We start from the raw sequence: 12948 nt of genomic DNA, 5'->3' as shown, positions 1-12948 counted from the left end.
CAACTCCTTTATATCCATTGGTAACTAGTGGCATGTTGACTAAGCCAAATTGAGTGGCTGTCACCGAATGCCTAAGATAAAGCATTTTTTATTCATAGAGATACTGATTTCATTCCGAATGGGATCATTAAGGAGATAGCAAAACACAGCCCAGCATCTGTTGCAAAAAACATCAATTGAATGAAATCCTTCATGAACTGTGAGCAAACGGCTTGAGCTGACGCCGCGTTTATTGCATTCTGTGCGTCCTGTTAGCTTGGGAGTCAGTCTCAAGCTAGCAATCCGTTCGGATGAAGGTAGCAGGAGAGTGGGGATTTAACCTCACACCGACGAGGCAACTTTGGTTTTAGTGAAGCGACGGTTTTATTGAATCGAATCTTCCCATAAAAACAAAGCACTCTTTCAGGTGCCGTAAGGCGTGGACTGTTACTGGACGAGCCTCTGGAGAGACTGCCAATTGCACTTAACTTAATTTAACTTAAAGTGTGATCAGGTGGCGCCGAAGGCGAAAGTGTCGTGGTGTTATTGAAGCGACGCGAAACGCTCAGGCAAAAGGACAGAGGAGAGGATGACTGCACAGTCCCTGTCGTTTGTCGTCGTGGGCTATTTTTACCCTTTGCTTAAGATGGCGCACTTTTGCATCTATCGAAAGCACTCGTATAGAGTATTCGCTTGCTACGTATTTCGCGTTCAGCTTGGGCGAGTCTCAGTCGAGAACAGGCTAGAAATAGTTTGTCATCGCGTCCGACTGCGGCGCGTCACAGCCATTTCTTTTCCTCCTCCGTTTATTAATTTTGTTGTTTAATATTCGAGGAATATCATGAGTTTTCAAGCTTTACTTGCCAGCATCAATGGCATCGTCTGGGGCCCAATCACCCTCTGTTTGCTGGTGGGCACAGGGATTTATCTCACCGCGCGTCTCAAGCTTATCCAAGTTATCCGTCTGCCTATGGCGCTGGGATTGCTATTCAAACCGGCAAAAGGTCATGGGGATTTATCTTCCTTCGTCGCGCTCTGTACTGCGCTGTCCGCCACCATAGGTACGGGCAATATTGTCGGCGTGGCGACCGCGATCAAAATGGGTGGCCCTGGGGCGTTATTTTGGATGTGGTTGGCGGCGTTTTTCGGTATGGCGACTAAATATGCCGAGTGTATGCTCGCGGTAAAATACCGCACCACCGATGCCCGCGGGCAGATTGCCGGTGGCCCTATGTACTATATCGAGCGCGGCTTAGGTCTGCCTTGGATGGCGAAATTGTTCGCTCTCTTCGGGGTTGGTGTGGCCTTTTTCGGTATTGGTACTTTTGCGCAGGTTAACGCCATCAGCGATGCGCTGACGATTGCCTTTGAGGTGCCGACTTGGTTGACCGCGACCGTGTTAACAGTGCTCGTTGCCGCCGTCACTCTGGGTGGCGTTAAGCGCATTTCGAATGTGGCGCAAAAGCTCGTGCCTGCCATGTCGATTGGTTATGTGCTGGCCTGTGCATGGATCTTAGTGGGATTTTTTGAGCAAATTTTACCCGCCTTGGGTCTAGTGATTGAATCGGCCTTTACGCCACTCTCGGCAGTGGGAGGTTTTTTAGGTGCGACGGTTGCCCAGGCGATTCAAATCGGTATCGCCCGCGGGGTGTTCTCCAATGAGTCTGGCCTGGGTAGCGCACCCATTGCCGCGGCCGCCGCTAAGACCAATGAACCCGTTGAGCAAGGTTTGGTCAGCATGACGGGCACCTTCTTCGATACCATTATCATCTGTACTATGACGGGCTTAGTGCTGATCATCACAGGAGTATGGAGTGGTGAAACCGCGGGCGCGGCGATGACGAGTGCGGCGTTCGCCCTCGGTGGTTCTGCGGTTGTGGGCCAGTATCTGGTGACCATTGCGCTGGTGTGTTTTGCATTCACGACGATTCTAGGCTGGCATTATTACGGCGAGCGCTGTTGGTACTACTTAGTCGGCGAGCGCGGTTTACGCTTGTATCAAGTGGTGTTTTTGGTGTTGATCGCGGGTGGCGCTTTTATTAAGCTCGATATGATTTGGCTGCTTGCGGACACGGTTAATGGCTTGATGGCGATTCCAAACTTGATCGCGATTGTGGGTTTGAGGCATATCATTATTGCCGAAACCCAAAGCTATTTTGCCCGTCTGTTACCGAATCAAACCTTAGAGACGGCTTATTAGTGTTGTTAAAACAATAAATTACTACACATTATTTTAACTTTGACATTGTCGTCACTGGATTCTTCGTTTACTTTATATGCACTATTTAAAAAATAGTGCATATAAAATCGAGGACTTTAGGGCGACGCCATGGACAGAAGTAAACTTCGTACCTTTCGCAGCAAAATCTTATCGCATATTGCCTTGCCTTTGATTTTAATCATGACGGCGGTATATGGTGTAAGCGCTTGGTTTAATTATGTTTCAGCTGAAAGGCACCTCTACGGAAATCTGAAGCAGGAAGCGGATCATTTAGCTTATCGCCTGCAGTTTCTGCTGGAGCACGCTCAAGCCAACACTCAGAGTTTGTCTGATTTTATTGGGTTTTTATCGAGTAAAGATGAAATTAACGATGCTGAAAGATTAAAACAGGTATTGATGAAACGATTGGAGCATAACCCTGATTTCTTCGGAACTGCCGTCGCGTTTAAACCTAATACTTTTTCTAACCGAAAACTCTTTGCTCCCTATGTTTACCGCGACACCAGTGATAGCAGTGAGCTGCATTATCTCGATATTGGCGCCGAGGGTTACGATTATACCGATGGCACTTGGGACTGGTGGAACGATGCCATCAATCAAACGGCGGGCCACTGGTCAAAGGCGTATTTCGATGAGGGTGCAGGAAATACCCTGATGGTAACTTACTCGACCCCCTTCGGGAATGCAGAGGATTATTCTGGGGTCGTAACGGTCGATTTAGCCCTAGATCATCTGCCCAACCAGTTAGGGATTGCACCCGAGAGACTTGTGGTATTCGACGAGCAAAATCGACTGGTTTTCCATATGGATAAGGATAAAATCCTTGAGGCCACATCGGCTCGCTGGCTCGATAAGAACGCTAAGGAAAATAAAGAGTTTTGGACACTGCTGGAAAAAAGCCTCAATGGGCAAGCAAGCTTTATTGATGACAAAGGCATAGTCTACCTTGCCAGTCTGGCTACTGTGCCTAAGCTTCAATGGCATGTGCTCGTTATGGTGCCGCAGCAGGAATTATTTACCTCCCTGCACGATAATATCGCCTCTATCATTCTTAACCTCAGCCTGTTAACGCTGTTACTTTTATTGACCTGTTATATTGCTGCCAAACGCCTGACCCGCCCATTAGAGTTGCTTGAATCCGGTATCTTGGCCTTTGGACAAGGTAAAGCGCAGCAGCTTGTTATTCCCTCTGGCGCCGTCAGTGAAATAGTGACTTTGAGTCGCACCTTTAACCAAATGGCGGAATTACTCGCCGAACGCGAACAGACAATACTCGATTCCCGTGGTAATCGTTTTGCTCGTCTGATCGATGGCATGAGCGATAAGTCTTTCTATTGTTCCCTCGATCCCGATGGCCAACTGGCGCAAGTAAGCGAAGGCGTGACTAAGGTGCTGGGTATTACACCGGACTTACTTAAGCGTAAGTACCAACGACTTTTTTCCGCCAATCCCCTCAATGAGCAAAACTGGCAATACACCGATTTAGCATTGAAAGGCCAAAATGTGCCTTCGCATCAAGTGGAAATGCTGGATGATCGAGGGCATTTAAGAAGGCTCGATGTGTTTATGCAGCCATTAATGTCTGACACCGATGAGTTAATGTCGGTGGAGATGTTATTTACCGATGTGACAGAGCAGTTTTCGGCGGCGGTCTGGTCAAATGCCGTACTAGAAGCCGCACCCGAGGCCATGCTAATTGTCGATGAGCTAGGGCAAATCGTGTTCACTAACAGTCGCTGTCAGCAGCTCTTTGGATACGAAACGGGCGCTATGCTGGGCTTGCAGGTTGAGGCGTTATTGCCGCAAGAGTTAGGAAACGGGCATGTACTTGAGCGGCAAACCTTCCTGCGCGAAGGCCGTGATAGAAGTATGGCAAATGCCCGTCATGTGCGGGCGCTAAAGGCCGATGGTAATGAATTTATTGCGGAAATCGCGCTGAGTATTCTTCCCACCGCCTTTGATGGACAAAGGCAAGTCGCGGCTTCAATACGCGATATGACACAAAAACTGGCCGTTGAGCAGAAGATCCGTGATAGCGAACAGCGTTTTCGTGGGCTAGTGGCTAATATTCCCGGCGCCGTTTATCGGACTCGTATCGGGGATGTATGGGTCATGGAATATATCAGCGACAATATCGCCGAGATTACCGGTTACGCTGCAAATCAATTTATTGAGAATCGCCAACGCAGCTTTGCTTCGCTGATTTTGGAGGAAGATCTTGCCCTATGCCATAGCCATATCGACAGGGCGCTGGCACAACAGGAAACCTTCGAGGTGGAATACCGTATTCGCCACCGCGATGGCAGCATCCGTTGGGTGCATGAGAAAGGTAAGGCGAGTTATACCGAAGACGGCTTTCCCCTTTGGTTTGACGGCAGTATCGATGATATTACCGAGAGTAAACTCGCCTTAGTCGAACTCGAAGCATCGCGTCAGCAACTGACCAACATCACTGAGTCTATTCCTTGCACTGTGTACCAACTGCGGTGGAGTTCGCCGTCGGACCGCGCATTTACCTTTCTGTCCGCCGCCGCTATCCATATGTTGGGGCTGCATCGCGATGATTTGATGAATGACTTCGATATTATCGCCGAGCGGATCTTTGATGAAGAGCGTCCCGATGTTGTGCGGGCACTGGCGGGAAAGAGTGACGATAAGCTGCAATGGTTACGTGAGTTTCGCTATCGTCACCCTAATGGCAGTACCCGTTGGATGGAAGCGGGGGCTAGCGGCCATATGACAGATGATGGAACCATCATCTGGAATGGTTATTTGATGGACATTACCGAGCGTAAAACGATTGAAGAAGAGCTTGCTGTCAGTGAGGCGCACTTTAAGGCGCTGTTCGATGGGGCGACCATTGGCATAGTAAACGTGAATGCTAAAGGCGTGATCCTCGATTGCAATGATCAATTCTGTGAGGATATAGGCCAAAGCCGAGATGAGTTGCGTAATACGCCTATTTTCGAGGTGTTGGATCCACAGGACAAAGAGATTGCTAAGGCTCAGTTTAAGACGTTGGCAGAGGGCAAGATAGATCATTACCGTGGTGAACGCCGTTTTATTCATCCCTCGGGTAAACCTTTATGGATGACGGTCAATGTGTCGGCACTCTTGGATCGTCAGGGCCAGTTTGGTTCTGCGGTCATGAGCATGGTCGATATGACTGAGCTTAAATTGCTGTCGGACGAATTACTTATCGCTAAGGAGGAGGCCGATGCGGCGAGTAAGGCGAAGGGGGATTTCCTTGCCAATATGTCCCACGAAATTCGCACACCCATGAATGCCATTATTGGCATGTCCCAGCTTTGCTTGCAGACCGAATTAGATAAAAAACAGAAAAATTATGTGGAAAAAATCGAGCGGGCTTCGAAATCTTTATTGTCGATTATCAATGATATTCTGGATTTCTCTAAGATAGAAGCGGGTAAGCTCGATATAGAATCTGTGCCATTCCAGCTCGACACTATGCTGGAGGATCTCAGTGATATGTTTTCCGAAAAAGCTGCCAATAAGCAGCTGGAGTTGTTGTTTGCCGTCGCCCCCAATGTGCCACGGCACCTCTTTGGTGACTCACTACGTTTAGGTCAAGTACTGATTAACTTGATGAGTAATGCCATTAAGTTTACTGAGCGTGGCGAAGTGTTGCTGTCGTTAAACTTAGTCGAGCAGCAAAACGACGATGTGACCCTGCGCTTTAGTGTACGGGATAGCGGGATAGGTTTAACCGCTGAGCAGCAAGCAAAATTATTTCAATCTTTTACCCAAGCGGATACTTCCACTACGCGTAAATACGGTGGTACGGGCCTAGGTTTGGCCATCTGCAAGCAGTTAGTCGAGTTGATGGGAGGCAGTATTGGGATTGAGAGTCAGTTTGGACATGGCAGCACCTTCTACTTCACGGTGAAATTACAAATCTCGAGCGGTCAAAAATTAGCTGTAGGTCAAGAGCTTGAAGGTATGTCTGTGCTGGTGGTCGACGATAATGCCACCGCAAGGGACATAATGCGTACCACCCTCGAGGGGATGGGCTTTTTGGTGGACACAGTGCGCTCGGGGGAAGAAGCCGTTAATCGCTGTGCTCAACAGGACTATGCGGTGGCGTTAATCGACTGGAAAATGCCGCATTTAGATGGTTTAGATACGGCTCGGCAAATCCTACAACAGCCAAAAACACCGCCTCGGATCTTGATGGTTTCAGCCCATGCGAATCAAGAGTTTTTAACCCAGATAGAGCAGCTTGGTTTAGCGGGATATATCAGCAAGCCTATTAGCGCCTCACGACTGCTCGATGGCATTATGAACGCACTCGGTCGTGCTGGAATTCTGCCAGTCAGGCGGCACAATGAGGCGCTCGATCCTCATATCCTATTGCCGCTTAAGGGTAAGCGTATCCTCTTGGTCGAAGATAATGAGATGAATCTCGAGGTGGCGACTGAGTTCTTGGAACAGGTCGGGATTATTTTATCCATAGCAACCAATGGTCAAATTGCCTTAGACAAATTAGCACAGCAGAGTTTTGATTTAGTGCTGATGGACTGCCAAATGCCCGTTATGGACGGTTATCAGGCTACTAAGGCATTGAGACAACGCCCTGAACTGGCCAAACTGCCCGTGATTGCTATGACGGCAAACGCGATGGCGGGTGACAGGGAAATGTGCATTCGTTCTGGAATGAACGATCATATCGCCAAACCTATCGAAGTGAACATTCTCTACCAGACTCTGCTTAAGTATCTGGCGGTGGATAGCCCCGCCGTTATCGCTGATACCCAAGTACAGGGAGGCGAAGCTAAAGCCATCAATACCGACTTAGCATCAGTAGTGAAGTGGCCAGAGCATCCCGAATTGGATATCGATAGGGGATTACAGTTAGTACAAAACTCCAGTCGTTTGTATCAACGGATTTTTGAACGATTTTTGAGCGGGCAACGTCATGTCGTCGAGGCGATTAACAGGGCAATTGCCGCCAATAAACCCGAAGAGGCCGTTAGGATTGCCCATACCCTTAAAGGATTAGCCGGCAATTTAAGTTCGACTAAATTAGCCGATCTTGCCCGTCAATTAGAATTGCATCTGAGTGAAGCTAGCCCATATCAGGCCGAGCTTGAGCAAATTCAAGTACTCGTGGCATCGATTTGTGAGGCCATAGAGAAAGTGAAGTCAGATTCTGAGTCTCAAGATACGGCAACGGGCGAAACGGATCTCTTACCTCAAGCGTCTTTGATCGCGGCGCTAAAACGATTGCGCCAGAGTTTAGAGGATGCGGATGCGCAGGCCGTAGTGCAAATTGATGCATTAAAGCCCCAAGTGAGTACCCAGTTATGGCGGCAATTAAGCCCAGCACTGACTATGATCAATCAATATCAGTTCGATGAAGCGGTCGATTTGATTGATGAGGTTATCGCTGAATTAGAGTAGCTGTTTACGGATGAAGCCTGCAGCACATGGGTCTTGATAGGAACGTAGAGTGAGGTGAAGTTGAACATGGAAAAGGCAACGATCTTAGTCGTCGATGATACCCCTGAGAACATCGATATCTTAGTGGGAATACTCGGGGACGACTATAAAGTCAAAGTAGCTATCGATGGGCCAAGGGCGTTGGCGTTGGTGGCAAAAGCACAGCCGGATCTGATATTACTCGATGTCATGATGCCGGGAATGAATGGCTACGAGGTGTGCAAACGGTTGAAACAGGAGCCGCTGACCTGCCATATACCAGTGATTTTTGTGACCGCCCTATCCGAGACAGCTGACGAAACCCAAGGCTTTGCATTGGGCGCAGTGGACTACATCACTAAGCCTGTGAGTGCTCCAATAGTGAAGGCAAGGGTGAAAACCCATCTTGCACTGTACGATCAAAAACGTCTTCTTGAACAACAGGTAAAAGAACGCACCCAGGAGCTGGAGGATACTCGATTCGAGATTATTCGCCGTTTAGGTCGCGCCGCCGAGTATAAAGATAACGAGACAGGTCTACATGTGGTACGCATGAGTCACTATGCACGTTTACTCGCCATCAAACTGGGCCTGCCGAGCACCTTCTGCGACATACTTTATAATGCGGCGCCGATGCACGATATTGGCAAAATCGGCACCCCAGATGCGGTGCTTAAAAAGCCCGGTAAGCTGGATGGGGAAGAATGGAAAATTATGCAGCAACATGCGGCCATAGGTGCTGAAATCATCGGTGAGCACAGCGATCCCTTATTACAAATGGCCCGCCGTATCGCCTTGACGCACCATGAAAAGTGGGATGGTTCAGGTTATCCCGATGGGTTAGTGGGGGAGGAGATCCCCATTGAGGGACGTATCATCGCTATCGCGGATGTGTTTGATGCGCTCACATCCCAGCGGCCCTACAAACAACCTTGGACGATCGAAGCGACAATGGAATTGCTTGAAAGCCAAGCAGGGCTGCATTTTGACCCTAAGTTGGTGGAGGAGTTTAAGCAAATCTTGCCAGAGGTGATCGCAATTAGAAATACTTATCTTGAACACTAACACCCCATAATAAAGGCGCCGTTGGCGCCTTTATTATGGGGATAATGCGCATCTTAAAGCATTAGGCTTCATCTAATGAATAGGGTAAGGCTTGGATTGTTAAGCTGGACTCTTCATCATCGGCAAAACGCAACTTAGCGGTATTCTCTGTGTCGTTGGCGAGCACTGCGGTCAATAGGACTTGGTTGCCACGTTGTACAAATTCGATAATCTGGCCGCCACGGCGAAAACCCTCTTCCATCGCGATTTCAAGGCCCGACTCTAGGCTGATTTGCTGATCAGTATGGCCACGCAAGATATACAGGGCGCGTTTATTACCACCGCGATACTTCATCCGCGCTATGGTTTCTTGCCCCATGTAACAGCCCTTGTTGAAGCTAATACCGTTGACCGCTTGTAGATTGCACATCTGTGGTACGTATTGGCTGGCATGGCTAGCGGTAATATTTGGATAGCCCGCGACGATTTCTAACGCCTGCCAAGCACTGGCATCAAATACTGTGTGTTCGGCAACGAGGGCGTTTGCGGCTTCTGGGGTTAATACTAAGATAAAACGATCAGCGTCTTTTAATATCGCCCCCTGCTCCACCAAGGTCAGCTCTTGGGTCACCTCACCAAAATGCTCGCTTACAAATTGGCTTGCCTGTTCGCCAGCAACACCGAGCAGAGTCCATTCAGCGGATGCATTACTTAAGGTCGCCTTGCTAAATACGGCATATTTTTGTAACTGGGGTAAATCGACTTCGATGGCATCCCTTGGCATCAGCATAAAGAGTGCATCTTGGATGGCAAAGGTTCTGAAACTGGCCAGCATTTTACCCTTAGGGTCGCAATGGGCGCCCCAGCGCCATTGGTCAGCGGCTAATGAGCTGATATCTGTGGTCACTTGGCCATGGATAAAACTGCGGCCCTGTTCCCCAACCACTCTGATAAGGCCCATATGGGATAGGTTGGCAAGTATGAGTGGAGGCAAAGAAGCGTCCAGATCCCAATGGGGTGTAGAAACTGAAATAGTCATAGCGAGATCCTGAAAATGAAGACGATGTGAGAGGCTAGATTGTAACGGAATTCCAGTTGGCTCAAAAGCATAAGGCGCACATATCTTAGAATGAAATGTGCGCCTTAGGTGAACCTAGTTGCGAGCGAGGTTACGCGTTAGAAAAGCACGCGGGTACGCAATGTGCCTTCAATGGCCTTCAACTCTACCAAGGCCTCTTCTGCTTGATGAGTGTCGACTTCCATCACCACATAACCAATCTCTGCGGTGGTTTGCAGATATTGTGCGGCAATGTTGATGCCTTTTTCCGAGAAGGCTTGGTTAATTTTGATCAGCACGCCTGGGCGGTTTTGGTGAATATGCAGTAAGCGAGAGGTACCTTTATGCATAGGCAGTGATACTTCAGGGAAGTTAACCGCTGATACGGTCGAACCGTTGTCTGAATATTTAGCTAACTTGCCTGCGACTTCGATACCAATGTTTTCTTGGGCTTCAGCAGTACTACCACCCACATGCGGTGTCAGCAGCACATTATCTAAGCCGCGCAGTGGGCTGATAAATTCATCGTCATTCGATTGCGGCTCTACGGGGAATACATCAATTGCGGCGCCCGAGAGGTGATGCTCTTTTAAGGCGACCGTTAAGGCATCGATATCGACCACAGTACCCCGTGAGGCATTGATAAAGATACTGCCCTTACGCATAGCCGCAAATTCGGCTGCACCTATCATGTCTTTAGTTTGTGGGGTTTCAGGTACGTGTAAGCTCACGACGTCAGCCTGCGCGAGTAGTTGTTCCATGGAATGGATTTGCTGGGCATTACCCAGCGGCAACTTATCTTCGATATCGAAGAACACCACGCGCATGCCCAAAGTCTCAGCCAGAATACCCAGTTGAGTACCGATATGGCCGTAGCCAATCACACCTAAGGTTTTACCACGTACTTCGTAGCTGCCCGCGGCGGTCTTCATCCAGCCGCCGCGGTGGGCGATGGCGTTACGCTCAGGGATCCCACGCATCAGCATAATGATCTCGCCAATCACTAACTCGGCAACACTGCGAGTGTTAGAAAATGGTGCGTTAAACACTGGGATACCCAGGGATTCGGCAGTGGCAAGATCAACTTGGTTAGTACCAATACAGAAGCAGCCAATCGCGATTAACTTCTCGGCACGTTTTAGCACTTCGGCAGTTAATTGGGTACGCGAACGAAGTCCCACGAAATGCGCATCCTTGATGGATTCAATCAATGCTTCATCACCTAATGAGGCTTTGTGGTATTCGATGTTGGTGTATCCCGCACGCTCAAGTACATCGACCGCAGATTGGTGGACGCCTTCCAACAGCAGGATCTTGATCTTATCCTTGTCCAGCGAATGTTTCGCCATGATATGGGTACCCTCTAATTAATAGAAATGTTTCTTATGATATGCTGACAGCCTTCCGCCACCAAAGTAGCACTTTTTTTGCTCAGTGTGGAGGGCTAGATGGCTAAAGTTAATATTCTAAATTTAGAACAATATCGCATAAGAGGAAAAAACATTGAATAACAAAATTGCTTGGTGCGGTATTTACCTCTCAGTTCTTGTCTGGTCGGCGATCAAACCCGCAGATCCTTTTACCTGGTGGCTCGAAGCCTTGCCCGCATTAGTGGCAGTACCCATTTTATTTTTTACTCGTAAACGCTTTCCACTCACACCCTTAGTCTATTTTCTAATCCTAGTACATTGCAGTGTTTTATTTGTGGGCGCCCATTACACCTATGCCGAGGTGCCTTTATTCGACACTATTGCCCAGTGGATGGGATCGGAGCGCAATAATTACGACAAGGTAGGTCATTTTGCCCAAGGCTTTATCCCTGCACTGTTGGCGCGTGAAATTATGCTACGTAATCAAGCTGTTAAGCCTGGTGCTTGGTGTGCATTTTTGGTGACTTGTTTTGTATTAGCATTTTCAGCTTTCTATGAGTTGATCGAATGGTGGGTCGCAGCAGCAACGGGTGAGGGCGCCGAGGCCTTTTTAGGCACCCAAGGTTATATATGGGATACCCAATCCGATATGTTTTTAGCATTAATAGGTGCGGTAGTGGCGTTGCTGCTGTTATCTCGCCAGCAGGATAAGCAAATCGCAAGGATTTTGGCACACTCCTAAAAAGATATTGCTAATATGGGAATCAATGCCCTCAAAGCGCTGACGTTAAGGGCATTTTCATCCTCCAGATTACAAAACTCAATGTTAAAGTTTTGTGTCAACTTTCGAGTGGTGTTTATATAGACTAAGGTGTAGTGGCTGATATCTTCTTTGTCACGGTTTAGTATTTATCACTCTATAGGCTGTATATCTTAGTGAGTTAGTCGAACGTACTACATATAAATAGTGATTATTAGTACATTTGGGCTATGGCATTCATTGGGTAACTAGTCAGAATGGCTAGGTTAATGAAATGTTTAATGATGCGTTGCAGGCAATTTCAATAAGTCTCATGCAAAAGAGAAATAAGTACTTTTCAGGGAGAAGAGTAAAGTGAGCACAATCAATGAGTTGGTTTTCTTACATCAAGTGGCTGCACCTTGCCATTTAGCGATACTTGCAGAGTCCATGGGACTAAAAACACGGATAGTTAAACACGCTGCTGAATTGAATTTAGAGCAGAGCCCACACAGTTTTTGCCTTATCGCGCAAAAAGGGGCTGCATTAGACAACAAAGGTATTCCTCTGTTGGCGTCCCGCTTAGTCCCCCATTTTCCCGTTGCACTCTATCAAGTTGAGCGCAATTCCTTAGATCAAGAGTCTGCGATGTTACTCGGCATTCGCGGTCTTTTATTTGCTGATCAGCGGATGGATTTGATGTTGACAGGGCTACGTAAAATGGTGGCCGATGAGCTTTGGTACGATAGAACCCTACTGAGCAAAATGTTTCGCCGCGTCGTACAAAAGTTAGATGGTAACAATGAGATGCCCGCCGATACTGTGGCTATGCTGCAAATGCTAACATCCCGTGAGCGGACCATTATTCAATTCGTTTCCAGTGGAGCAAGAAATAAAGAAATCGCCCACAGATTGTGCATTAGCGAACATACAGTGAAAGCGCATATCTCTTCTATTTTCCGCAAGACCCAATCCCGTAACCGTGTTGAGTTGTTACGTTGGGCGCAGACCTATCAAACCCATTTTGAGTTTTGCAGTTAGGACGAGCTTTTGCCGTTATGGGCATAATCCCGCAGTTATAGTTAAAAGATAAGCGATT

At 48.0% G+C, this 12948-nt stretch carries 7 protein-coding genes and 1 riboswitch; of the genes, 5 read left to right on the top strand and 2 right to left on the bottom strand.

Annotation, left to right across the window (positions count from 1 at the left end):
* Positions 1 to 431 precede the first annotated feature (431 nt).
* Positions 432 to 570, top strand: a riboswitch (glycine riboswitch).
* A gap of 250 nt (positions 571 to 820) precedes the next feature.
* The 3 genes from COW15_RS16230 (at position 821) to COW15_RS16220 (ending at position 8704) form a co-directional block, all read left to right on the top strand.
* Complete coding sequence (locus COW15_RS16230; RefSeq protein ID WP_293633743.1) at positions 821 to 2179, top strand: sodium:alanine symporter family protein; 1359 nt, start codon at positions 821 to 823, stop codon at positions 2177 to 2179.
* A 129-nt stretch (positions 2180 to 2308) separates the two neighbouring features.
* A complete protein-coding gene (locus COW15_RS16225) occupies positions 2309 to 7621 on the top strand; it encodes a PAS domain S-box protein (RefSeq protein WP_293633742.1) in 5313 nt (1770 codons plus the stop codon).
* A 66-nt stretch (positions 7622 to 7687) separates the two neighbouring features.
* Positions 7688 to 8704: a two-component system response regulator gene (locus tag COW15_RS16220; protein ID WP_293633741.1), complete on the top strand. Its 1017-nt coding sequence runs from the start codon at positions 7688 to 7690 to the stop codon at positions 8702 to 8704.
* Between the two features lie 61 nt (positions 8705 to 8765).
* Here the strand turns inward: COW15_RS16220 and ygfZ are convergent, their stop codons facing one another.
* On the bottom strand, positions 8766 to 9722 hold the full coding sequence (gene ygfZ, locus COW15_RS16215; protein ID WP_293633739.1) for a tRNA-modifying protein YgfZ: 957 nt from the start codon (positions 9720 to 9722) through the stop codon (positions 8766 to 8768).
* A gap of 137 nt (positions 9723 to 9859) precedes the next feature.
* On the bottom strand, positions 9860 to 11089 hold the full coding sequence (serA, locus tag COW15_RS16210; protein WP_293633737.1) for a phosphoglycerate dehydrogenase: 1230 nt from the start codon (positions 11087 to 11089) through the stop codon (positions 9860 to 9862).
* Between the two features lie 154 nt (positions 11090 to 11243).
* Between serA and COW15_RS16205 the strand changes: the two genes are divergently transcribed.
* Positions 11244 to 11852, top strand: a complete 609-nt coding sequence (locus tag COW15_RS16205) for a DUF2238 domain-containing protein (protein ID WP_293633735.1) — start codon at positions 11244 to 11246, stop codon at positions 11850 to 11852.
* A 372-nt stretch (positions 11853 to 12224) separates the two neighbouring features.
* Entirely contained in the window at positions 12225 to 12890 is a 666-nt protein-coding gene (locus COW15_RS16200; protein WP_293633733.1) for a LuxR C-terminal-related transcriptional regulator, read from the top strand.
* Positions 12891 to 12948: the final 58 nt, after the last annotated feature.

This window comes from Shewanella sp. CG12_big_fil_rev_8_21_14_0_65_47_15 (assembly GCF_002783505.1).
Taxonomy (GTDB): domain Bacteria; phylum Pseudomonadota; class Gammaproteobacteria; order Enterobacterales; family Shewanellaceae; genus Shewanella.
The sequence above is the reverse complement of the archived record's forward strand: the minus strand, read 5'-3'. Positions and strand labels throughout refer to the sequence as shown.

Excerpts from the sequence above, each read along its gene's own strand:
- COW15_RS16230 (WP_293633743.1), top strand. The coding sequence starts at position 821 with ATGAGTTTTCAAGCTTTACTTGCCAGCATCAATGGCATCGTCTGGGGC.
- COW15_RS16225 (WP_293633742.1), top strand. The coding sequence starts at position 2,309 with ATGGACAGAAGTAAACTTCGTACCTTTCGCAGCAAAATCTTATCGCAT.
- COW15_RS16220 (WP_293633741.1), top strand. The coding sequence starts at position 7,688 with ATGGAAAAGGCAACGATCTTAGTCGTCGATGATACCCCTGAGAACATC.
- ygfZ (WP_293633739.1), bottom strand. The coding sequence starts at position 9,722 with ATGACTATTTCAGTTTCTACACCCCATTGGGATCTGGACGCTTCTTTG.
- serA (WP_293633737.1), bottom strand. The coding sequence starts at position 11,089 with ATGGCGAAACATTCGCTGGACAAGGATAAGATCAAGATCCTGCTGTTG.